The sequence below is a fragment of the Ruegeria sp. TASC047 genome (genome assembly GCF_059612445.1).
Window position 1 is genome coordinate 1 of the sequence record NZ_JBXWQP010000030.1, and the last position, 23,213, is coordinate 23,213.

The 23,213-nt window shown below is 58.4% G+C and carries 22 protein-coding genes and 1 tRNA gene; 13 read left to right on the plus strand and 10 right to left on the minus strand.

Annotated features, from left to right (window positions below):
* Positions 1 to 199 (plus strand): hypothetical protein (locus AC2FLO_RS12330; protein WP_496753469.1); only part of this gene is annotated, 199 nt, incomplete at its 5' end.
* A gap of 208 nt (positions 200 to 407) precedes the next feature.
* Positions 408 to 620 carry a hypothetical protein gene (locus AC2FLO_RS12335; protein WP_496806587.1) on the plus strand — a complete coding sequence of 71 codons (213 nt, stop codon included), beginning with the start codon at positions 408 to 410 and terminating at the stop codon, positions 618 to 620.
* Positions 621 to 784: 164 nt separating this feature from the next.
* Here AC2FLO_RS12335 and AC2FLO_RS12340 read toward each other — a convergent pair.
* Positions 785 to 860: transfer RNA gene (locus AC2FLO_RS12340), tRNA-Trp, on the minus strand.
* Positions 861 to 1,001: 141 nt separating this feature from the next.
* On the opposite strand from AC2FLO_RS12340, the gene AC2FLO_RS12345 reads away from it, so the two are divergent.
* Entirely contained in the window at positions 1,002 to 1,706 is a 705-nt protein-coding gene (locus AC2FLO_RS12345; protein WP_496753470.1) for a lysophospholipid acyltransferase family protein, read from the plus strand.
* Here the strand turns inward: AC2FLO_RS12345 and AC2FLO_RS12350 are convergent.
* The 5 genes from AC2FLO_RS12350 to AC2FLO_RS12370 all read right to left on the minus strand — a co-directional run bounded on the left by AC2FLO_RS12350 (position 1,703) and on the right by AC2FLO_RS12370 (position 8,876).
* Positions 1,703 to 1,948: a MoaD/ThiS family protein gene (locus AC2FLO_RS12350; protein ID WP_170346142.1), complete on the minus strand. Its 246-nt coding sequence runs from the start codon at positions 1,946 to 1,948 to the stop codon at positions 1,703 to 1,705. The genes AC2FLO_RS12345 and AC2FLO_RS12350 overlap by 4 nt on opposite strands.
* Complete coding sequence (locus tag AC2FLO_RS12355) at positions 1,941 to 4,196, minus strand: xanthine dehydrogenase family protein molybdopterin-binding subunit (RefSeq protein ID WP_496753471.1); 2,256 nt, start codon at positions 4,194 to 4,196, stop codon at positions 1,941 to 1,943. Before AC2FLO_RS12355 ends, AC2FLO_RS12350 begins: the two co-directional genes overlap by 8 nt.
* Positions 4,196 to 4,675, minus strand: coding sequence for a (2Fe-2S)-binding protein (locus tag AC2FLO_RS12360; RefSeq protein WP_496753472.1), 480 nt, complete (start codon positions 4,673 to 4,675; stop codon positions 4,196 to 4,198). The genes AC2FLO_RS12355 and AC2FLO_RS12360 overlap by 1 nt, the downstream gene beginning before the upstream one ends.
* On the minus strand, positions 4,672 to 5,538 hold the full coding sequence (locus AC2FLO_RS12365; RefSeq protein ID WP_496753473.1) for an FAD binding domain-containing protein: 867 nt from the start codon (positions 5,536 to 5,538) through the stop codon (positions 4,672 to 4,674). The genes AC2FLO_RS12360 and AC2FLO_RS12365 overlap by 4 nt, the downstream gene beginning before the upstream one ends.
* 125 nt (positions 5,539 to 5,663) lie before the next feature.
* Positions 5,664 to 8,876 carry a reductive dehalogenase gene (locus AC2FLO_RS12370; protein ID WP_496753474.1) on the minus strand — a complete coding sequence of 1,071 codons (3,213 nt, stop codon included), beginning with the start codon at positions 8,874 to 8,876 and terminating at the stop codon, positions 5,664 to 5,666.
* Positions 8,877 to 8,951: 75 nt separating this feature from the next.
* Here AC2FLO_RS12370 and AC2FLO_RS12375 point away from each other — a divergent pair, with 75 nt between their 5' ends.
* Both AC2FLO_RS12375 and AC2FLO_RS12380 read left to right on the plus strand, forming a co-directional pair.
* The gene (locus AC2FLO_RS12375) at positions 8,952 to 9,854 is read left to right on the plus strand and encodes a LysR family transcriptional regulator (RefSeq protein ID WP_480587808.1); all 903 of its coding nucleotides are present in this window, start codon (positions 8,952 to 8,954) and stop codon (positions 9,852 to 9,854) included.
* Between the two features lie 131 nt (positions 9,855 to 9,985).
* Entirely contained in the window at positions 9,986 to 10,687 is a 702-nt protein-coding gene (locus tag AC2FLO_RS12380) for an SDR family oxidoreductase (protein WP_480482134.1), read from the plus strand.
* A 3-nt stretch (positions 10,688 to 10,690) separates the two neighbouring features.
* Here the strand turns inward: AC2FLO_RS12380 and AC2FLO_RS12385 are convergent, their stop codons facing one another.
* The 3 genes from AC2FLO_RS12385 to AC2FLO_RS12395 form a co-directional block, all read right to left on the minus strand.
* Positions 10,691 to 11,962, minus strand: a complete 1,272-nt coding sequence (locus AC2FLO_RS12385) for an NAD(P)/FAD-dependent oxidoreductase (protein WP_496753475.1) — start codon at positions 11,960 to 11,962, stop codon at positions 10,691 to 10,693.
* Positions 11,963 to 12,138: 176 nt separating this feature from the next.
* Positions 12,139 to 13,296, minus strand: coding sequence for an acyl-CoA dehydrogenase family protein (locus AC2FLO_RS12390; RefSeq protein WP_496753476.1), 1,158 nt, complete (start codon positions 13,294 to 13,296; stop codon positions 12,139 to 12,141).
* 142 nt (positions 13,297 to 13,438) lie between these two features.
* Entirely contained in the window at positions 13,439 to 14,002 is a 564-nt protein-coding gene (locus tag AC2FLO_RS12395) for a TetR/AcrR family transcriptional regulator (protein ID WP_496753477.1), read from the minus strand.
* Between the two features lie 303 nt (positions 14,003 to 14,305).
* Between AC2FLO_RS12395 and AC2FLO_RS12400 the strand changes: the two genes are divergently transcribed.
* Entirely contained in the window at positions 14,306 to 14,770 is a 465-nt protein-coding gene (locus AC2FLO_RS12400; protein WP_209504702.1) for a nuclear transport factor 2 family protein, read from the plus strand.
* An 11-nt stretch (positions 14,771 to 14,781) separates the two neighbouring features.
* The gene (locus tag AC2FLO_RS12405; protein WP_480587823.1) at positions 14,782 to 15,402 is read left to right on the plus strand and encodes a pyridoxamine 5'-phosphate oxidase family protein; all 621 of its coding nucleotides are present in this window, start codon (positions 14,782 to 14,784) and stop codon (positions 15,400 to 15,402) included.
* A gap of 220 nt (positions 15,403 to 15,622) precedes the next feature.
* On the opposite strand, the gene AC2FLO_RS12410 is transcribed toward AC2FLO_RS12405, so the two are convergent.
* Entirely contained in the window at positions 15,623 to 16,285 is a 663-nt protein-coding gene (locus AC2FLO_RS12410; RefSeq protein ID WP_496753478.1) for a TetR/AcrR family transcriptional regulator, read from the minus strand.
* Positions 16,286 to 16,350: 65 nt separating this feature from the next.
* Between AC2FLO_RS12410 and AC2FLO_RS12415 the strand changes: the two genes are divergently transcribed.
* From AC2FLO_RS12415 to cueR, 6 genes are all read left to right on the plus strand, one after another.
* A complete protein-coding gene (locus AC2FLO_RS12415; protein WP_496753479.1) occupies positions 16,351 to 17,667 on the plus strand; it encodes a flavin-containing monooxygenase in 1,317 nt (438 codons plus the stop codon).
* Positions 17,664 to 18,566, plus strand: a complete 903-nt coding sequence (locus AC2FLO_RS12420) for a bile acid:sodium symporter family protein (RefSeq protein ID WP_496753480.1) — start codon at positions 17,664 to 17,666, stop codon at positions 18,564 to 18,566. Before AC2FLO_RS12415 ends, AC2FLO_RS12420 begins: the two co-directional genes overlap by 4 nt.
* Positions 18,563 to 19,495: an SDR family oxidoreductase gene (locus AC2FLO_RS12425; protein WP_496753481.1), complete on the plus strand. Its 933-nt coding sequence runs from the start codon at positions 18,563 to 18,565 to the stop codon at positions 19,493 to 19,495. The genes AC2FLO_RS12420 and AC2FLO_RS12425 overlap by 4 nt, the downstream gene beginning before the upstream one ends.
* On the plus strand, positions 19,492 to 20,256 hold the full coding sequence (locus AC2FLO_RS12430) for an SDR family NAD(P)-dependent oxidoreductase (protein ID WP_480587838.1): 765 nt from the start codon (positions 19,492 to 19,494) through the stop codon (positions 20,254 to 20,256). Before AC2FLO_RS12425 ends, AC2FLO_RS12430 begins: the two co-directional genes overlap by 4 nt.
* 79 nt (positions 20,257 to 20,335) lie before the next feature.
* On the plus strand, positions 20,336 to 22,804 hold the full coding sequence (locus tag AC2FLO_RS12435; protein ID WP_496753482.1) for a heavy metal translocating P-type ATPase: 2,469 nt from the start codon (positions 20,336 to 20,338) through the stop codon (positions 22,802 to 22,804).
* Positions 22,801 to 23,190 (plus strand): Cu(I)-responsive transcriptional regulator, encoded by a 390-nt coding sequence (gene cueR / locus AC2FLO_RS12440; protein ID WP_480557736.1) that lies wholly within the window; start codon positions 22,801 to 22,803, stop codon positions 23,188 to 23,190. The genes AC2FLO_RS12435 and cueR overlap by 4 nt, the downstream gene beginning before the upstream one ends.
* The last annotated feature ends 23 nt before the right edge of the window (positions 23,191 to 23,213 follow it).

A 23,213-nucleotide genomic window follows, 5' to 3' on the forward strand; every position in this document is an offset into this window, starting at 1 on the left:
CTTCGGTCTCTTGTTTGCCATTCGTGGTCCTCCGTTTCCTAAACATAACGGTGGACCAGTTCAGTTGGGGAGGCTCAATGGGAAGGGCGCGCTCAACCACAAGCGCGCCCCAGCCACAGGTGGGAAAAACAAAACAGCGTCATGTACCGAACGTGAGCGCCAACTCGTAACAATTGTAAGTAAAGCGGAACTCAAGTGATTGGTCTGTGACTTAGTTCACCTTTGGACCGTTCGCATGAACACTCTTGTAGACATCTGCCCCAGCAAAAAGTTAATGACACGTTAACGTCTTGTTTCCAGCCCATTCACTGTTCTACCCACATAATGAAATCTGTTGGTTTTGGTGAGTGTCCGGGGCAGGACGATTGCGAGTAACAGTATCAGTTGGCACAAGGGGTCCGATGGCAATGCATAAACCTTCGACATCAGAAGCCGCTGCACTTAATGCGCAATTACTGAAAAAGAGCGACTCGGATTACGATGTCGCTATGTGGGCCGCGTGCGCATTGATGGCGCTCCACTCAAACAAGCCGGCGGTGTTTCAAGAATATCAGCATATGTGGGCTGAAAAGCTGGATGCCGTAGGTCCGCACGAAAATACAGGTGCCAACAAGAGATAATAACAGGGCACGATGGCCTCGCACCATTGTAGCAGTGTTGCCGAAGCCAATTCTGCGACCAGTAATGACCCAAGCGCGAAATGGCTGAAGACAGGCAAAGCGAACTCAAAGGATGAAACCCATTCACCCTTGGATATCACAACTTAGTATTCGGACGATTTCAATGGCAGGGGCAGCAGGGTTCGAACCCGCGACCTACGGTTTTGGAGACCGTCGCTCTACCAACTGAGCTATACCCCTGTAGTGAGCCCCAGATATGCCAGCCGCGCGGCGGACTCAAGAGGCTTTTTCAGATTCCGAGCCACGAAATGCCCGGACAAACAAGTTGCGCAAACCGCGTGGTGCGCTAAGACAAGGACCGGTTAGCAGAAGGAACCCGGCGTGAACCTCCGAAAGAAGATTGTAGACAGCGAAGCTGTGCTAAACTGGGTGGCGCGTCGGGTTGCAAACTATATTCGGCTGGTACACCGCAACACACGCTGGCAGCGCATCGGTTATGAAAAGCTGGACCAGTTGGCCGAACAGGGTGAGCCGGTCATCGTTGTTCTCTGGCATCAACGGCTGGCGCAGTCGCCCTATTTCTTCCCACTGGACAAGGGGCGCATCTGTTCGATTACATCGTCTGCGCGGGCTGGCAGCATGGTGGGTCGCGTGCAAAAGCTGTTCGGAATGGACACGATTGCCATGTCCAGTCATCAGCGCCACGTGGCGTTATCACGCGAAGTGCTTGGCAAAATGAAACAGGGAATATCCATTGGCATAGCGGCGGACGGACCCCGTGGGCCAGAGCGGGTTTTGTCAACGGTTCCGCTGGTTTGGGCGCGCACATCAGGCAAACGCGTGTTTGGTATTACCTTTTCGGCGAAACATGGGCGCGAAGCAGGAACATGGGATCATCTTTTGATGCCCCGCCCATGGGGTAACGAGGGGGTGTTTCTGTGCCGGGAATGGACAGAAACAGTTCCGCGCAAAGCAAGTGAAGACGAAATAGAAACCCTGCGCCACAGCCTTGAGCAGCATATGAACGATATCACGGCCGAGGCAGACCGAATGGTCGGGCGCGAGCCTTGGTCGCCTGGCGCTTAACCGCCCCTCAGCCTTTGCATCAGATAGACTTCACTGCCTTCGGGAATCGGTTCGGTCAGTCCGGTCGCGATCACGCGCCCGTCGACAGCGATAGACACGCCAGCGTCGATGGGCGCCTGAAGCTGCGGATGCGCACGCACGAGCGCGCGCAGCAACTCGCCAGTGGTTTTGGCCTCGACCTCAACCACCTGCTGGCCCCCGGTCAGTGACCGGAGGCCGGACCAGAGGTGAACCTCAACCATTGTCCTTGAGAGCGGCCAGAATGCGTGGCGGCGACATCGGCAACCGCTTCATCCGCACGCCAGCCGCGTTGGACACAGCGTTGGCAATGGCGGCCAGTGGCGGCACGATACCCGTTTCGCCCACACCGCGAACGCCAAACGGATGGCCCGGATTCGGAACCTCGACGATTACGGTGTCGATCATCGGCAGGTCACTGGCAACCGGGATGCGGTAGTCGAGAAAGATCGAATTCTGCAAGCGACCGTCTTCGCCGTAGATATATTCCTCGTTCAGGGCCCAGCCGATACCTTGCGCGGCACCGCCCTGATACTGGCCTTCGACATAGGTCGGATGGATCGCCTTGCCCGCGTCCTGAATGACCGTGTAGCGGGTCACACTGGTCTTACCGGTTTCCGGGTCAACCTCGGCATCGACGATATGGGTGCCAAAAGACACGCCGGCACCTTCGGGGGTTGCCTCGAAATGGCCCGAGATCGGACCACCGGTGCGGCCCATATCAGCGGTGATATCGGCCAGCGGCATCGGATCGAAATCACCTGCATTCGGGCCTGAGGGCACCGCACAGCCGTTTTCCCATTTCACCGCATCAACCGGAATGCCCCATTTGGCCGCGGCCCGTTCGCACAGTTTCTCAACCGCATGTCTCGCAGCTTTGATCGTCGCCAGCCCTGACGCGTAGGTCACGCGAGAGCCATGGCTTACGTCATTGTAGCCCAGCGTGGCCGTATCGGCGATGGTCACCCGGATGTTTTCATACGGAATGCCCAGAACCTCGGCCGCCATCAGGGCCATTGACGCGCGCGAGCCACCGATATCAGGCGTTCCGACCATCACCTGAGCCGAGCCATCCTCGGACAAGGCAAGCGAAACGCTGGTCTCGCCACCATGGTTAAACCAGAAGCCACAGGAAATACCGCGCCCCTGCCCCGGCTTCAGCGGAGCCGAATAATGAGGATGTGCCTTGGCTGCTTCCAACGTTTCGACAAGACCGATGCGCTCGTAGGTAGGTCCATAGCTGGCTTTCGTGCCCTCATGCGCGGCGTTCTTCAGACGTACCTCAACGGGGTCGAGTCCCAGCTTGTTGCACAACTCATCGATCACCGACTCGACCGCAAAGGCACCCATTGGTGCACCCGGCGCGCGATACGCTGCCTGCTTTGGGCGGTTGGACATAACGTCATAGCCGATCTGCTTGACGTTGGTCAGGTTGTACGGCGCAAAGGCACACATGGCTGTCATGTCGCCCGGCGCACCGGGAAAGGCCCCGCCCTGCAAGCGGAAAACACCCTGGGCCGCCGAGATCGTGCCGTCTTTCTTCATGCCGATCTTGACGTCCATCGAGGCAGACGAAGTCGGACCAGTGGCCCGGAACACCTCGGACCGGGTCATCACAAGCTTGACCGGGCGATTAGCCTTACGGCTGAGCGCTAGTGCGACGGGTTCGATGAAAACGGTTGTCTTACCGCCAAACCCTCCGCCAATCTCAGACGCAGTGACGCGCAACTGCGAAGTTTCAATTCCCAGAAGCGCGGCACAGGTTTTCTGCGCAATCCAATGCCCTTGTGTCGTGCACCATAACTCACCCTTGCCGTCATTACCCAATATGGCCAGACAGGCGTGTGGTTCGATATAACCCTGATGCGTCGCTTCAGTGACGAAACTGTCTTCAATGACCAGATCCGCTTCGGCAAATCCGGCCTCGACATCGCCGTGACCACTTTCATGATAGCGGACAACATTCGGGTGCATTCCTTCCGGCACGGAATAATCCGCTGCCCCTTCGCGGATCACAGGCGCATCCGGTGCCATCGCCTTATCCACATCGGTGACGTGGGGCAGAACTTCGTACTCGACCTCGATCAGCTTGAGCGCGTCACGCGCCGCCAATGCCGAAGTCGCAGCGACCGCTGCAACCGCGTGCCCGTCATATAGCGCTTTCTCACCGGCCATAACGTTTTCCAGAACGTTGTAGAATTCACCTTCCAGACCGGGCTTGAACGGCACTTCAGCAAAGTCGGCGCGCGTCACAACAGCTTTGACATCCTTGTGCGCCCCGGCTTTCGACGTGTCGATTTTCACGATCCGAGCATGCGCATGAGGTGAGCGCAGGATCGCGCCATGCAGCATTCCCGGGGCGTAGGCATCCGCTCCGAATTTGGCGCGGCCGGTCACCTTGTCCAGACCGTCGGGACGGTTGGGGCGGGTGCCGACAAAAGTGAAGTCTGATTTACGATCGTCCAAAGCCATTACGACGCCTCCCGCATCTCAGCCGCCGTTTCCATCACGGCGCGAATGATCTTGTCATATCCAGTACAGCGGCAGAGGTTGCCTGCCAGCCAATACCGCGTCTCATCCTCGGTCGGGTTCGGGTTTTTCTCCAGCAGCGACTTGGCCGCCACCAGAATGCCCGGCGTGCAGATGCCGCATTGCAGGGCAGCGTATTCGATCATCTTCTTTTGCAGCGGATGCAGAATATCACCGTCGGCAATGCCTTCGACCGTTTCGATCTGCTTACCTTCAGCCTCGACACCCAGCATCAGACATGAACAGACCAGACGGCCATCAACGGTGACCGAGCACGCGCCGCAATCGCCGGTGCCACAGCCCTCTTTCGCGCCTGTCAGGTTCAGCTTGTCGCGCAGACAATCCAGCAGGGTTTCACGCGGATCACACAGGTATTCGACCGCATCGCCATTCACGGTGGTGGTTACGTGGAGCTTTTTCATGCGTTTTCTCCCTTCGCGCGGGCATAGGCAATTTTCGCGGCGCGCTTTGCCAGAACGCCTGCGACCTCGGTACGGAACGCGATCGTGCCGCGCTTGTCGTCAATCGGGTTACAGGCGGCAGAGGCGGCGGCGGCCAGCGCATCCAGGGCCGCATCATCCAGCGCGCTGCCGATAATGGCCTGGGCACAGTCTTCGACCAGCAGAACGGTCGGGGCCACGGCGCCCAGTGATACACGGGCCTCAGTGATGGTGTCGCCGTCAAGACGCAGGTTCACACCAACGCCAACCACAGCGATGTCCATTTCGGTGCGGGGGATGAACCGCAGATAGGCATCGCCGCCGTTTTCGCCACGTGCCGGGATATTGACCGCCGAGATCAGCTCGCCTTTGGCCAGCGAGGTTTTACCGGGGCCGGTCGGAATATCCTCGACCGCGACTCCGCGAGTGCCGTCCGGGCCGGTCACGGTAACAGTCACACCAGCTGCGACCATGGCGGGCACGGAATCAGCCGCAGGTGAGCCGTTACACAGGTTACCGGTCGGTGTTGCGCGCCCCTGCACCTGGGTTGATCCGATCAGGTCCATCGCCTCGACCACACCGGGCCAGTCACGACCCAACTCGGGATGCTCGCTCATTTCGGCACCGGTTGCGGCAATTCCCAACGTCCAGCTTCCATCAGCATTGCGGGTGATGTCGTGTACACCGTTGATTTTCTTGATGTCGATCAGCGTATCAGGCGTCACCAACTCCGAGCGCAGCTGCACCAAAACGTCGGTGCCGCCCGCCAGAAAGCGCGTGATGCCCGTCGCATTTGCGGCCAGAGCCGAAGCCTCGGCAAAGCTGGCGGGGCTGTGATAATCCATAATGCTACCTCGCACCTGTTGGTCAGGGATATCTGGGTTCGGGGCGACGTTAATTCACCACCCACGTGACGTCCATGGGCCGAGCGACCAAATTTAACCGTCCAAAGGTCGCTTTCTGACCATGCTTACAGATCGAGCTCGATCACACCATCCGGCTCCGCAGCGCGGCTTTGGCACAGAATCATCGCCCCTTGGCGCTGCTTTTTGGACAGCACGAAATCCCGATGCTCGACCTCGCCCGAAAGGACACCGCATTTGCACACACCACAGATACCATCGGCGCATTTCACATCCACGCGAAAACCCGCCTCGTTCAGAACCTGAGCGGCATCCTTGTCTGCGGGCACAGGCAACGTTTTACCTGAACGCGCGAGTTTCAGGGTAAATGGGTGGTTTTCGTAGTCCGGGGTTTCCGGGACCGAGAAATATTCAAGATGTCGGGCCTCTTCGGGGAAACCCTGATGTTCCGCGGCCTGCATGACCCCTTCCATGTACCGATCAGGCCCGCATGTATAGACGTGCCATCCCTGCTGATACCCCGACAGGATCGCATCCAGATCAGCGCGCGTGCCTTCATCCGAGAAATGGTAGTGAACGCGGTTCGCCCAGGGCATCCCCGCCAGATCATCCAGATACCCCGCACCGCCCCGCGTGCTGGCCGAGTAGTGCAACTCGAAATCCATGCCCGTTGCGTGCAGGCGATGAGCAAATGCGATCATCGGAGTGATTCCGATACCTCCCCCCATCAAAAAGGTTTTGGACGCCCCTTCGTTCAGTTCGAAATGGTTGATGGGTTTCGAGATGAAAACCTTGCGCCCTTCGTTGAAAATTCGGTGCAGCAAGGCCGAGCCACCCCGCCCTTCATCCTCGCGCAGAACACCGATCTGATAAGACCCCCGTTCCGACGGGTCGCCAGACATGGAGTATTGGCGCAGGAACTCTGGCGCGACAAGCACATCCAGATGCGCACCTGCGGACCATTCAGGAAGCGGCGCACCGTCAAGGGAGGAAAACTCATACTTGGTGACATCCGAGGTCATCTTGTCGACCTTGGTCACAGCGACCCGCATCACCGGCGCGTCACCTGCGACCTGATAACGATGAATGAACGACATATCCCCCGCAGCTTTACGCGCCTTGTACTCTTCGGCTGTCACCAAGGCCTCATAGGCGGCAATTCCTGCCTCGCGATCCATTGCAAACGGATAGGGCCAGGGGTGCGGGGCCAGATAGGCCGGGTAGACCGCCAATGTCTGATCTTCGTATCTAAGGTCCAGATCCTTTTGCAGATCGCGCCGGTTCAAAGGGTGTGTTGTTGGCCGATACGCCCCGTCGGGCTGCAACTCGATATCCCACCACCATTTCTTGGTGTCGTTCAAACCGCCATTGCCAACCGCATCATCCAGCTTGGCCAATGCAGGCGCCGCCGAGGGTATGTTCATCGCGGCCCAGCGGAACGGGCGCTCCTTGAAGATACCCTCAAGGTTCCAGGGGCAGGTCTTCATGCACCGCCCGCACATCGCGCCTCCCGGAGTGGTCACGCGGTAGGTCGCGCATTTCTGGCTGTCGGATTTCCAGATTTCATAGCCGTTGAACATCAGCTTTGGCCCAGCCGTGATCGCGCCCGATGGGCATTCGCGCGCGCATTTGTTGCAAGACTCGCAAAAGCTTTGCAGACCGAAATCGATGGGCCTGTCATGCACGATCGGCATATCCGTGGTCACCACGCCTGATTTCAGTCGCGGCCCAAGATAGGGGTTCAGGATCACTTCGCCGATCCGGCTGACTTCGCCCAGACCGGACAGCAACAAAAGCGGAGGTTGCAGAACTTCGCCATCCATCACCGTATGCGCCTTGGCCTTGTAGCCAAGATTGCGGATCTGCTGTGCAATCACGCCACCCAGCAGGGAAAATCGCAGATAGGCGCGCATCGATTGGGCGACGCTGATCCAGTCGTCGCCGCTGGCACCCTCCATCGTTTCATAACCCTGATCGATGATCATGCTGACGGCCTGATCATGGGGCGGCACGATTTCTTCGCCCGTCGCGTCATGGGAATACCAGGCCCATTCCGGGCAGCGGCTGAGACCCACCGCATCGACCCCCAGAAAATAGGTCGCAGCCTTGATGTTTGCTGCGTTGCGTTGTGCGTCAGATGGCTTGGGCGCGTCAGCGCTTTCACCGTCCTGCAACAGTACAAACGCACCCAAAGCACGGCGTTGGGCAAAACTCGGTGCTGCCTTGCGGACGTAATACCCGCCTTTGGCCGCATCCTGTAGCGACTTGCCCATATCTCCGAACTGCGCCCGGGCAAACATATCTGCACGCTTGGGCACACGAGCGACATTCTCTTCGTCAATAAAGGTCGTTGGTGTCTCGACCCGTTTGAGTTTCTCAAACGGATGTGCCCCGTCCACATAGCGCCGCTTGGCATAGGGGTCGCGGTTGAAGGCGTTCTTGGCAAAGCCCGTTCCCAACCACCATGCCGGCCCCTGCGTCCGGAACCAGGGCTGATCGGCCATAGGCTTCAGCGGTTTGTCATGGGCGATCGGCATGTCAGTCGTCACAGCGGCCAAACCAAAGCGCTTGCCCAGCCAGGGCACGACAACCTCTCCATCCCCGACCGAAGCCAACCCGGCGGTGACCGCCAGCTTGCCCAAATCAACGTCGGTCGACATCATGCTGTGCGCCCGCGCGTCAAAGCCCAAAAGGCGGATGTAATTGGCGATGACCACCGCATTCTCGGTCGCCAGCAGACAGGCGCGATGGTCCTGCGCGTCGACTATCCAATCAGCGCCGGGTTCGGACGGGTCGGGATCGCGGTTGTGTTCATAAAGAAAGACAATGCTGTGCCGATGGCTGTCGATCGGCTTGGGCGCGGCCTCCATACTGTCTTTCAGATCAGCCATGATGACGTCGATCCCGGATGCCAGCGTTTTGGTCTGACGGGTGCGCAACGCGTGGGCAAGCCGGTCAATATCGGGATTGCGGCGGGCCTCAAGCAACAGGGCGTCAGATGGCAGTGGACCGCACCCCATCATCGACGCATCGTTGAAGTAGCCGAACGCTTTTATGTGGTTGGCCCGTTCCTGCGGGTTAGATGGAATCTCGGACGCAACCGGGTTCACCATTCCGTCGCGGATGGCGTCCATCATCGCCTGAAACTCACCCATCGCATTGACGATGCTGTCAGGGTGTTCCGGTCGGTGGAAACTCAGCTCGGCCAAAGCGGGCACAAGCGACAGATCCGGCATGTCATCTTGCCGGGCCAAACGCTCCAGCGGGTAGCCGCCCATATGAACGGGCCGGTTTCTGTCCGAGAATAAACGGATCCCCATCGAATATCTCCTGTTGATGCCCGTCCCGTACCCCGCCATGGACAGCAAAACCATTCATGATTAATCATAAATGGTATGAGCAAATTCGATTTCATTGACCTCGACGGCAAGGTTCTACGCACTTTTTTGACGATACTCGAGGAAAACTCGGTCTCGAAAGCCGCAGATCGGCTGGGGGTTACGCAATCTGCGATCAGTCATACTCTGGCCAAACTGCGGCAGGTCCTGGGCGACCCGCTGTTTGTTCGCTCAGGTCAGGGTCTGACGCCAACCGAACGCGCCCTGTCCCTGAAAGAGCCTGCGCAAAAGGTACTGGACGGGATGCGCACGCTGACCGACGGCCGGCCGTTCGATCCTTTGTCGGAACAGATCAACATCCGCATCGCCACCAATGACATGCCACGAGAGCTGATCTTTCCACGGTTGCTGCGTGACACACGCGCCGAAGGCGCGCGCCTGCGGTTGGAATTCATCCCATCGGGTGTGCCCGACCCCGAATTGTTGCGCAGCGACCGGTGCCAGTTGATGCTGACCCCGCTGCCGCCCGACGGACCGGATATTTTCCAGAAAAGACTGATCGAAAGCCCGATGATGGTGTTCTACGACGCAGCGCAACGCCGACCACCGGGCAACTGGCAGGACTATTGCAACAGCGACCATGTCGAAGTGCGGTTTGCCGATGGCCGAAACGCCCGTGCCGTCATGCGCGGCGTTGATCAAAGCCAGATCAATCCTGCGGTTGTGACCCTGCCGCATTTCAACGCGATCCCGGCCTTTGTGCAGGGCAGCGACCTGATCTCGACAGATACGGCACTGATGAAACAGGGTCCGTTGGCCGCGCTGGATTGCGCACCTTTACCCTTCGCCTGTCCCCCTGTGTCCATCTATATGGTCTGGCATCAAAGATCGGCCAATGACCCCGCCCACCGCTGGTTACGCGGCCGGATAGAAGCCATCGCAGCGTCCCTTCAGACCTGAGACAGCCGTCAGCTGCGCATAACAAAGGCCAGGTTCGGCTGCGGGACACGGTCACGAGTACTCAACAAAACTGATTGGTCAAACCGCAATTCATTCGCCATCCTGAAACCAAATCAAAACGGAGATCTCAGATGGAGAAAGTAGCACTTATCACAGCAGGCGGCAGCGGCATGGGCGCGGATTCCGCGAGGCGGCTGGCCGCGGACGGTTTCAAGGTCGGGATTCTGTCATCCTCGGGCAAAGGCGAAGCGCTGGCGCATGAGTTGGGAGGCGTCGGTGTAACCGGCTCGAACCAGTCCACGGAGGATCTGCAAAAGCTTGTTGATGCGGCCATGGCCCATTGGGGGCGTATTGACGTTCTGGTCAATTCCGCTGGTCACGGCCCCCGTGCCCCGATCCTTGAGTTGACGGACGAAGATTGGCACACCGGTATGGATGTCTATTTCATGAATGCCGTCCGCCCTTCGCGGCTTGTGACGCCGATCATGCAAGCGCAGGGCGGTGGATCGATCATCAATATCTCAACCTTCGCCGCGTTCGAACCTGACCCGGTTTTCCCGACCTCGGGCGTGTTTCGCGCCGGGCTGGCCGCCTTCACCAAACTGTTCTCGGACAAATACGCTGCCGAAAACATCCGCATGAACAACATCCTGCCCGGTTTCATCGACAGCCTGCCCGAAAAAGAAGAATTCCGCGCACGCATTCCCATGGGGCGCTATGGGCGCAGTTATGACGAGGTCGCTTCGGTCGTGGCCCTGCTGGCATCCGAAGGAGGTGGCTACATCACCGGGCAGAATATCCGGGTTGATGGTGGCATCACCCGCTCGGTCTGAATTTCAGAACCGCGCCTTTATCAGATGCGTCAGTGCCGCACCGGATTCAAAAAAGGCGCGGCGCACGCGCGTCCAGCTTTCGCGATGCTCACGCACCGCAGGAACGGGCAAAAGCGAGGGGTCACCTGCAAGAAGACTTTCGGCCATCATTCGACCGAACACCGTGCCGGGGCCGATACCACGGCCGGAATATCCGTGCGCGGCCAGAGCGTTGGGGCCAATCTGCGTGATTTTCGGGATATGGTCCGAGGTCATGGCAATCCGCCCGTGCCAACCCTGTTCAAACGGCTGATCTGCAAGCTGAGGATAAAGGTTGGCCAGTTTGCGTCGGACCCAGTTGACATGCACACTGCGACCTGCATTCCCCAGATCGCCCATGCCGCCAATGATCATCCGCCCCGCCTGATCCAGCCGGAACGACGTCATGATCAGCCCGGTATCCCAGCACCCTTCTGCCTGCGGCAGGATGCTGGCGCGCAGATTATGCGACAGCGGGGTCGTTGCGTATTGAAAGTAATAAACGGGAACATAGGCGGGCGCAGTATCTGGCAAGCCAAGGTGATAGGCGTTGGTTGCCTGTATAATGGACTTAGCCCTTACAATCCCGCCCGGTGTGGTCAACACCCATTGCCCACCTTCGTGCCGAAGGGTCTGCACCGGGCTTTGTTCATGGATCTGCGCCCCGGCCTGAGACGCGGCACGCGCCAATCCCATGACATAAGCCAAGGGTTGTATGGTTCCTGCGCGAGGATCGAACAACGCCCCATGGAAAGCATCGCTACCGGTCCGGTCACGGGCCTGATCCACCGACAGCAGCGCTACCGGCGCGCCAGTCCCGCTTAGCTGGGCATGGCGCGTTTGCAGGTCCTTCAGCCCCGAGGCGGAATGCGCGCAATGCAGGGTTCCATTGCGAATGGGTTCGCATGTGATGCCATGTTCTTCGATCAGGGAAAATACGTCCGTCGGTGCCTTGCCCAGCAGATCGATCAGGCGATCGCCAGCCTCTGCACCGATATGCGCGCGGATGTCATCCGGTGGCAGCCACAGCCCGGCATTGACCAGACCGACATTGCGCCCCGACCCGCCAAACCCGATCTTCTGCGCTTCAAGCAAACAGACCGAAGCGCCGGACCGGGCTGCCGTCAAGGCAGCTGAACACCCGGTATATCCGCCACCTATGATGGCCAGATCAACGGTTGTATCACTACCCAGCGGCAGAGCTGTGACTGCTTCGGTACATGTAGTCCGCCACAGGGCTTGTTCGGGATCGTTCACGTCAGACCTCTGAGTCTTTTCGGCGGATCATCATACCGCTGCACGTCCTTTGCAAGTGGGCAACTGCGGTCGGGTCAGCAACGAAAAAACCCCGCAAGCACGGGCCTGCGAGGTCCAACAGAAGCGAACATTCCGTCAGGAATGATGACATCCGGCAAGAGGCTGCCCGGATACCTTCAGACGTCGAGCGACCTTGCAATCACCTCTTTCATGACCTCGTTCGTGCCGCCGTAAATCATCTGCACGCGCGCGTCTGCGTAGAGGCGGGCAATCGGATACTCCATCATAAAACCGTAACCGCCGAACAGCTGCAGGCATTCGTGCATGATTTCGTTCTGCACCTCCGAGCCCCAGTATTTGGCCATCGAGGCGGTTGCCGCGTCCAGTTCGCCAGCCTCCAGCTTGCCGATACAGTCATTGACGAAACTGCGCAGCACCTCGGCCTTGGTCTTGCATTCTGCAAGCTTGAAACGCGTGTTCTGGAAATCCATCACCCGCTGACCGAACGCTTTGCGCTCCTGCACGTACTTTACCGTTTCGGCAATGGCAAAATCGATCGAACCCAGCGCCATGATCGCGATGTTCAGCCGTTCCCATGGCAGTTGCTTCATCAGCTGGTAAAACCCCTGCCCTTCCTCGGGGCCCAACAGGTTTGTCATCGGCACTTTGACATCTTCGAAGAACAGCTCGGCCGTGTCGTTGCCCTTCATCCCCAGTTTCTTGAGGTTGCGCCCCCTGCGAAACCCCTCGGCCCCTTCGGTTTCGACCACGATCAATGACACACCCCGCGCGCCCTCGGACTTGTCAGTCTTGGCGGCCACGATGATCAGATCCGCCGTCTGGCCATTCGTGATGAAGATTTTCGAGCCATTCAGCCGGTAGGAGTTTCCGTCCTTCTCGGCCGTTGTGCGCACAGCCTGAACATCCGAGCCGGTGCTGGGTTCCGTCATGGCAAGTGCGCCGACCATCTCACCCGAAGCCAGTTTGGGCAGCCATTTCCGTTTCTGATCTTCGCTGCCATAGGCGATAAGATAATGGGTCACGATCGACTGAATACCATAGCCCCAGCCAGCGTCGCCCCGTGCGCCCTGTTCGTACGCGGTGATTGCGTCAAAGCCCATACCGCCGCCGACGCCGCCATATTCTTCGGGGATTGCACCAGCCATCAGGCCGGTTTCACCAGCCTTGCGCCAGAAGTCGCGATCAACAGCCCCGTTTTCAACCCAGGTTTCAATATTCGGTGACAGTTCATCATCCATGAATCGGCCAGCCATATCCGCAAACATGCGGTGTTCGTCAGTGATCCATGCCGCGGTCGAAGTGAAAAGTGACATCAAAGGCTCTCCAATCTGTCTTTCGCGAAAGCCTAGCGTTCAGCCCGATTCCCGCCAATCCACGTGACGTGGCGTTCCGACTTCGAACAACGCAACGTTTCTTTGCTAGGTAACTTTGAGAACCTGCTTGTTTTAAAGGAAATTAACTCAGCGCCAATGCCAGCAATTGCTGTGCCGCATCTCTGGCGTCTTCCGCAGGATCACAATTCTTGAGCAAAACCGCAGACACGATTGCCCCTTCCTGCAACAACACGATCTGGCTGGCGAGTTTCTGAGGATCACGCGCACCAGCCTGTTCGGCGACGGACGTGAAATGCTCCAGCAACAGCTGTTTATGTTCGGCTGCCTGCACATGGATCGGATGGTCTGTTTCCTGATATTCAGCCCCGGCCTTGATGAACATGCAGCCCCGGAACCCATCTTCCTCGAACCATTCCTTCAAGGCATCAAAACTGACGATGAGTTGCTCGGCCGGTGTATCCGACATCTCGTCAATGCGCTGATAGAACCACTCGCGAAAATTCTCATCCCGCAGGCGCAGAGCGGCTACAATCAGGTCTTCCTTGGTGCGGAAATGTTTGTACATCGACGTTTTCGAAACGCCCGTTTCCGCCACCAGCTTATCCATGCCGGTCGCGTGAAACCCGTCGCGGTAAAAAACCTTCAGGGCCTTGCTGACAAGTTCATCCCGTTTGTTTGGACGCATGATTCGGCTCCATGGTGTACCGTTCTGTACATATTACCCCGAAACATGAAGTACAACCGGCCCCGCCCAAAGCATTGTTTTCATTATAATTCATGACTCACCTTAAACTGCGAGGAAAATTTTCAGCTTTTCCTCTTGCAAAAGTTAACAGATCGGTACACTTTATTGCTAAGTTTACCGATCAGTACACCAGAGGATTTGACCGATGAAACGTCGCGCCAGCATTTTCCCCCCTCAGTACGTTCCATTTCTTCTGACACTGGCCATTCTTGCCGCTTCTCTGACCTGAAAGCCCCCTGCACCATGTCTCGACCCCCTCTTCCCCCGTTCACGTTGGAAACTGCCACGCAAAAAGTGCGCATGGCAGAGAATGCCTGGAACAGCCGCGATCCCGACCGCGTCACCCCCGCATACACAGATGACAGTCAGTGGCGAAACCGGGCGGAATTTCTGTCAGGGCATGACGAAATTCACGCCTTCCTAAGCCGTAAATGGCACAAGGAGCTGGACTATCGGCTGATCAAGGAACTCTGGGCCTTTACCGGTAATCGCATCGCAGTGCGTTACGCTTACGAGTGGCACGACGATAGCGGTCAGTGGTTCCGGTCATATGGCAACGAGAATTGGGAATTTGCCGAAGACGGACGCATGTCGCATCGGCATGCCTCACTGAATGATCACCCCATAGCCGAAAGCGACCGCTTGTTTCATTGGCCATTGGGTGAACGCCCCGATGACCATCCCGAGCTGTCTGATCTGGGTCTTTGAAAGGACATACTGTGCCGCGTGCGTTTTCAGAACTGACCTTCACCCCAACCGTCCGCGCCCATCAGGAGCGGATGGGATCGGCAAAAACCTATGCCAAATTCATTGAAGGTGGCCCGCAACAGGGCCATCTGATCGGCGAACCCGAAAAACAGTTCATTCAGGCACGCGACGGGTTTTATCAATCCTCGGTGTCTGAAACAGGCTGGCCTTATGTGCAGTATCGCGGCGGGCCGGTCGGGTTTCTGAAAGTACTGGGTCCGCAAACCATCGGATATGCCGATTTTTCAGGCAACAAACAGTATATCTCGCGTGGGAACCTGGATGGCAACGATCGGGTCGCGATGATCCTGATGGATTATGCCAATCAACACCGTTTGAAGATCCTGGGGCGTGTCGAATTCACGGAAGGTCAAGCAGCGGCAGCCAGCTTGTATCCGGAAGGGGCCGAAGCCCCCGCAGAGCGGGCCGCGATCATTCGAGTTGAGGCGCTTGACTGGAACTGCCCGCGCCACATCACGCCGCGTTTCACCGAAGCCGAACTGCGCCCGCATCTAAACAGTTTAGGCCAGCAACTGGCCCAGTTGCAGGCCGAAAATGAAAGGCTGAGACAAGAGCTGTCAAAGCTCTCGTGATGCGCAAGACACCGCAAATTTTGTTGAGTTTTTACAGGGAATAATCCAATGGTTCGTTCGGTCTTTCAGCTTTCTGCGGCGTGCCTTGCCGGAGCAGCCCTGATCCTTATGATCATGATGTTTGGTTTTTTTGTCTCACCCAGCGCCGTCCGGACGTCACCACCTTCTGTGTTCAGCACCATCCTGTTCAACCATTTGCAGCAATAGCAATGCTGCGCGTTCAACCGCGACAGGCCTGAACCATCGCTTCGATACCGGCTGCACAAAAATCGATCAGGCGTTCCACCTCTGACACTCCGCCGCCTTGCGACAAAGCCCCGACCCGCCAGCCACTGTTGAGATGCGCCAGCATTGCCGACACGGAATAGACCTGGCCGCTGGCCAGCAGCGCAGGGTCAACGTCCGGATAAAGCGCAGCGATTTCGTCGACAAAATGCCGGGCGGTCGGGTCGAAACACTCAGCCGCGATATCGCGCCAGCGGGGATCGACCGAGACATGCGCCACAAGGCGCCCATACGCCATCCATCCCGAACCGCCTGTTTCTGCCAGTTCCACATAAGGCCGGATAAAACTGTCCAGAATGCTGCGCAATGTTAGCGGGCCTGCTTTTCTTGCCTTGGCCAGCGCATCGGTTCTGATTTGTGCCAGCTTGCCCGCACGGCGTTCGATCGCTCGAAAAAACAGCTCCTCCTTGCCGCCGCCATGGTGATGAACAAGGCCAACCTGAACGCCTGCAAGCGCAGCGATATCGCGGATCGACGCGCCTTCGAATCCGCGTTCGGCAAAGACTGTTTCGGCCGCATCCATGATCCGCGCTTTGGTTTTCAAAGACCGCTTGGACGGTGCCCTTTGTCTTGGTTTTTCTACGTTTTTCAGCGCCATGAAATTCATCTTGCCTTATTTTGGTCGTTCGTTCAATTTAAACCTCACGAACTTTGGGAGGGTTCATGACAGAAACGCGCGACACATTCGCCCTGATTGGGGCGGGGCCAATGGGTTTGGCCGCGGCCAAGGTGCTGAAAGAACAGGGAATCGCATTTCAGGGGTTTGAGTTGCATTCGGATGTGGGCGGTCTGTGGGACATCGATGCCCCACGATCAACCATGTACGAGTCGGCGCACCTGATCTCATCCAAGCGTATGACCGAATTTGCGGATTTCCCCATGGATGACGCGGTTGCCGAGTACCCCTCGCACCGGGCGATGCGCGACTATTTCCGCGCATTTGCGGACCGTTTCGGGTTGCGAGAGGGTTACAAATTCAATGCGGAAGTCACTCAGGTCGCTCCGCTGGGCAATCCGGGTGACGGTTGGCGCGTGTGCTGGCGGGATCAGGATGGCGCCCATCAGGCCGAATTCGCCGGCGTACTCATTGCGAACGGCACCCTGTCGGAACCGAATGTACCCAGCTTTCCGGGTACATTTGACGGCGAGTTGGTCCATGCCTCGCAATATCGGTACCCAAGCCAATTCGACGGCAAGCGTGTGCTGGTCGTGGGCGCAGGCAACTCCGGCTGTGACATCGCAGTCGACGCCATCCACCACGCGAAACGCTGCGATCTGTCGATGCGGCGCGGGTATTATTTCGTCCCGAAATACGTCTTTGGCAAACCCGCTGACACAATGGGCGGAAAGATCCGACTGCCGATGTGGCTAAAGCGTAAGGTCGACAGCCTGATCCTTGGCTGGTTTGTCGGTGATCCGCAGAAATACGGCTTTCCCAAACCGGATTACAAGCTGTACGAAAGCCACCCCGTGGTGAATTCGCTGGTTCTGTATCACGCAGGCCATGGCGATCTGAGCATCCGCCCGGATATTAAACGGCTGGAAGGTCACACCGTGCATTTCAAGGACGGCTCCTGCGACGACTATGACATGATCCTCGCCGCGACCGGATACAAACTGCATTACCCGTTCATCGACAAAGGCCTGCTGAACTGGCAGGGCGACGCCCCGCATCTGTATCTGAACACGATACATCCCGAACGGGACGATCTGTTCGTGCTGGGCATGGTCGAAGCCACGGGCCTGGGCTGGCAGGGCAGGCACGAGCAGGCCGAGATGGTGGCGCGCTACATCAAGGGGCTTCGACACGGCTGCCACGTGGCGGCCGATCTGCACGCAGAAAAGCAAAAAGGTTATGCGCGCGCCACCGGAGGCATGAACTACATCGACCTGCCCCGCATGGCCTATTACGTGGACAAGAATACCTACAGAAAGGCTGTCACCGGCTGGATCGACCGGCTGCGGAAGGCCGCCGCGTGAGTGGTATTGACCAGATCACACTGAATTTCAGTCCGGCGTCTCTGACGCTGTTGAATGCTATTCTGGCAATCGTGATGTTCTCGATTGCCATCGACCTTACGCCTCGGGATTTTGACCGTTTAAGGCGCGCACCCAAACCAGTGGTTGTCGGATTGTTTTCACAACTCGTCGTCCTACCTGCGCTGACCTTTGTGATGGTGTGGATTGCAGCACCGCAACCGTCAATTGCGCTTGGCCTGATCCTTGTCGCGGCCTGCCCAGGGGGCAATATCTCGAACTTCACCACCCACCGCGCGGGCGGGAATGCAGCGCTTTCGGTGTCGATGACAGCCTTCGCCACCATCAGTGCGATCTTCATGACACCTTTCAATATTGCGCTTTGGGGTGGGCTTTACCCTCCGACCCGCGCAATCCTGCAACAGACCCAGATCGACCCAATGCAGATCGCAATCCTGGTCGGTCTGATGCTGATCCTGCCGCTGGTTCTGGGAATTACGCTGAATCAACGCCTCCCCGCCTTGACGGCACGGTTGCGCGCACCGCTGCAACTTCTGTCGATGGGTATCTTTGCTGGGTTTATCGTACTTGCTCTGGCTGCCAACTGGGGGTTTTTCCTTGGGTTTGCCGGGGCTGTTGCCGGGCTTTTAATCCTTCACAATGCCCTGGCGCTGGGGGGCGGTTGGGTTGTGGCCACTCTGACCGGGCTGTCCCCCTTCGATCGCCGCGCCATCACCATTGAGACCGGCATTCAAAACTCCGGACTTGGGCTCGTCCTGATCTTTGCATTCTTCAACGGTCTTGGCGGCATGGCCGTAGTCGCTGCATTCTGGGGAGTATGGCACGCTATCTCGGGCCTGGCTTTGGCTTCGGTCATGGCACGAACCGAGGCCGCGCGATGACCCGCATCCTGATTACCGGCGCTGTCGGGATGGTCGGGCAAGCGCTGTTGCCCGAACTTGTTGGGCACGAGGTCTTTGCAACCGATCTGAAACGCCCGGTTAACCTGCCGGAAGACGCCTCATATTTGTCCATGGATGTTACAACCGACGCTCCTGCACGTGTGATTGCCAAGGTGAATCCGGATGTGATTGTGCATTTGGCTTCAGTCGTGACGCCGCCGCCAAAGATGGGGCGCGCCGCAGCCTATGCTGTCGATGTCGAAGGCACGCGAAATGTGGTGAATGCCGCCATCGCAAACGGGGTGCGCAGATTGGTCGTTACGTCTTCCGGTGCCGCTTATGGCTATCATTCAGACAATCCTGTGCCGTTGCGCGAAGGCGATCCATTGCGCGGCAACCCCGAGTTTCCTTATTCAGATCACAAGCATCAGGTCGAAGAGATTTTGGCCGAAGCCCGCAGAACCGCCCCCGATCTTGAGCAGGTTGTTCTGCGTGTGGGTACGGTTCTGGGGGCTGGAACCGAGAACCAGATCACCGCCCTGTTTCGAAAGCCCCGGTTGCTGGCGGTGTCCGGCAGCGAAAGCCCGTTTGTCTTTGTCTGGACCCGGGACCTGGTACGCATCCTTCAGCGCGCAGCAACCGACGGGCCAGCCGGGATTTACAACGTCGCCGGTGACGGCACGATGGGTGTGAACGACTTGGCGCGCGCCATGGGAAAACCGGTTCTGCGTCTGCCCGCATGGGTGCTGAAAGCGGCCTTGGTCGTGGCGCGCCCACTGGGATTATCTCGCTATGGGCCGGAACAGGTAAGGTTCCTTCAATATCGGCCAGTTCTGGATAATTCTGCCCTGAAATCTGAATTCGGCTATGTGCCCGAAAAGTCCAGCGCCGAGGTTTTTGCGCTCTGGCAACGGCAGGCCGGATTATGAAGACCGCGGTCATCTCTGGCGGTGCGGGCGGTTTGGGACTGGCTTTAAGCCGTGCATTGCAAGCCCGTGGGTGGCGGGTGGTGCTGTTGGATCTTGATGTGTCCGGCCTGCAAACAGAACAGAACCAACTGCCAATTGCCTGTGATCTGACTGACCCCGAACAGCTTGCCAACGCAGCTCAAAGGGCGATCACGTCAAGCGGCAGCATTGATCTGGTCATCTACAACGCCGGGGTTACGCAAATTCGGGGGTTTGACCGGTCTGACACGGCCAGTCACCGTGCACTGTTTGATATCAACTATTTTGCAGCCGTTGAAATGGCCCGCGTATTCTTGCAGCCTCTCCGCGCGTCAAAGGGAACACATCTGGCGATCTCGTCGGTGGCTGGTTTCGCTCCGCTCTGCCATCGCACGGCTTATGCAGCCTCAAAACACGCGCTTGAGGGTTTTTTCAAATCGCTTCGATCCGAAGAAAAGCCACATGGCGTTCAGGTTCAGATTGCAGCGCCGTCTTTTGTGGCCACCAACCCCGGCAACGCAATGGAGCAACCCGATGGAACCGCGCGCCCCGGATCGGCCAAGGACGGAATGGACGAAATGAGCCCCGAGAGTGCTGCCATGGCAATCCTGCGCGGACTGGACAAATCGCAGCCCATGATCCCGGTCGGACGCGTTGCACACCTATCGTGGTGGCTCAACCGTCTGTCCCCACGCCTGTATCAGTGCTTAATGGAGCACAACATGCGCGGGCCGGGATCGTAGAATTTTGCCGTGACCCCCTTGACCTTCCCGTCACTGGAACCCCCATCTGGAGGGCAGACAACCACGTGGGATGAGTCGCATGGCGCAAAAAGCACTGACAGAACTGAAAATCACCGGCATGGGATGCGCATCCTGTGTGGGCCGTGTCGAGGCTGCACTGCGTGATGTGTCTGGTGTTGATGCGGCCTCGGTCAATTTCGCGACCAAAACGGCACAGGTGGCATTTGACGGGCCGGTTTCGGCCCTGACAGCGGCGCTGGATGCAGCTGGCTATCCGGCTGAAACAAGCCATTCAGATCTGAGCATCGAGGGCATGAACTGCGCATCCTGCGTTGGCAAGATCGAGCGCGCGTTGGCTTCCACCGCTGGCGTGATCGAAGCGCAGGTCAATCTGGCAACTCGGACAGCTACGGTGACTTACGCCACAGCTGCAACTACGCCCGAGGCGCTGGCTCAGGTTGTTACCGGAATTGGATACCCCGCGCGTATCCAAGGCGTTGCGGAACCAGAAAGCCGGGAAGACGATGAAATTCAGCGGCTGGTCCGTTCCACAATACTGGCAGCGGCACTAGCCCTGCCCGTATTCATTCTTGAGATGGGCGGGCACATGATCCCCGCCTTCCACCATTGGATACAGGCGACCATTGGAACGCAGACGAGCCATTTGATTCAATTTGCCCTGACCTCGGCTTTGCTTATCGGACCGGGCCGTGTGTTTTACCGCAAAGGTATCCCGTCGCTGTTGCAGGGCACGCCGGACATGAACGCGTTGGTAGCGCTTGGGACCGGCGCGGCTTATCTGTATTCGGTCACGGCCACATTCGCGCCCGGCCTGCTGCCGCAAGGTACCGCCAATGTCTATTTCGAAGCGGCCGCGGTGATCGTGGTTCTGATCCTTCTCGGCCGGTTGATGGAGGCGCGTGCCAAAGGCAAAACAGGTGCTGCGATCCGAAAACTGGTGGGTTTGCAACCAAAAACCGCGCGGGTCGAACTGGATGGACAGATACAGGACCGGCCAATCGCCGAAATTGTTGTCGGAGATATCCTGCACATCCGCCCCGGCGAGCGTGTACCGGTGGATGCCGAAGTGCTTGAAGGCACCTCTTACGTCGATGAAAGCATGATCACGGGCGAACCAGTGCCTGTTGGCAAGTCGGCAGGCGCGCCTGTTGTCGGCGGCACCGTGAATGGCACCGGCGCTTTACGGGTAAGCGCTACCCGCGTCGGCGGCGACACGGCTCTGGCACAGATCATTCGTATGGTGCAGCAGGCGCAGGGCGCGAAGCTGCCGATCCAGGGGTTGGTGGATCGGATCACCTATCGCTTTGTTCCTGCGGTCATCGCTGTTGCGGTGATCACTGTCGCGCTCTGGCTGATCTTCGGCCCCAGCCCGGCCCTTCCCCTGGCGCTTGTCGCAGGTGTTTCAGTTCTGATCATCGCCTGCCCCTGCGCTATGGGGTTGGCGACCCCAACCTCGATCATGGTGGGCACCGGGCGTGCGGCAGAACTCGGGGTTTTGTTCCGCAAGGGGGATGCGTTGCAACAGCTTCAGCAGGCGCGCGTCATTGCGTTGGACAAGACCGGAACCCTGACGCTGGGGCGCCCCGAACTGGACAGCGTGACAACGGCGAAAGGATTTGACCGGGAGGAGGTTCTGCGGCTGACTGCAGCCCTTGAGGCACGGTCGGAACACCCTATCGCATCCGCCATCACCCGCGCGGGGCCCGCGACACTGCCAGAGGTATCGGATGTCCGTTCGCTTACCGGGCTTGGCCTGCAAGGGTTGGTTGAAGGCCGCGACGTGTTGATCGGGTCGCACCGGTTGATGCAGCAGCGTGGGATCACCCTTGGAGCCCTAGCGGATGAGGCAGAAGCCCGTGCCGCACAGGGGGCAACCCCTCTGTTCGTCGCTCTGGATGGGCAGGCAGCGGCCACTTTGTCCGTTTCCGACCCGATCAAGCCCGGCACAGTGGAAGCGCTGGAACGGTTGCACCAGATGGGTTTGACCGTGGCCATGATCACGGGTGACAACGCACGCACGGCGCGGGCTCTGGCCGACCGGCTGGGGATTGATCATGTCACTGCCGAGGTACTGCCTGATGGCAAGGTAGACGCAATCACGGCCTTACGGGACCGGTTCGGAGTGCTGGCCTTTGTCGGTGACGGGATCAACGACGCCCCCGCTCTGGCGGCAGCTGATATCGGCATCGCCATCGGAACCGGCACGGATGTGGCCATCGAAACAGCCGACGTTGTCCTCATGTCCGGTGATTTGCGGGGCGTCGCGAATGCGACCGAGGTCAGCCGCCGGACAATGAGGAATATTCGCCAGAATTTGGGCTGGGCCTTCGGATACAATGTCCTTCTGATACCGGTGGCTGCCGGTGCGCTGTACCCGTTTGGCGGCTATCTGCTGTCCCCAGCGCTGGCAGCTGGTGCAATGGCACTGTCGAGCATTTTTGTGGTCTCGAATGCGCTGCGCCTGCGCCGTATTCGCGCTAGCGTGCCGGAAGCCTCAGGTACGGCCACCAAAGAGGTGCGCGCATGAATATCGGAGATGTTTCCACGCGCACCGGCCTGCCCGCCAAGACGATCCGGTATTATGAGGACATCAACCTGATCAAACCAATGCGCGACGACAATGGCTACCGCCGGTTTCGCGACCAGGACGTGCACAAGCTGAACTTTCTGGGCCGCGCCCGGGCGCTTGGGTTCACCATCGAGGATTGCCGGACCCTGCTGGCACTCTACGAAGATGAAACCCGTGCCAGTGCCGACGTTAAACAGGTTGCACGCGATCATCTTGTTCAGATTGAAACCAAGATCGCTGACCTGAACGCCATGCGCGATACGCTGAGCCATCTGATCGAGGCCTGCGCGGGGGACGACCGGCCCGATTGCCCAATCCTGCGAGATCTGGGCGGGAAAGGCTGACTTGGGGTTGCCCTTTGGGCGCA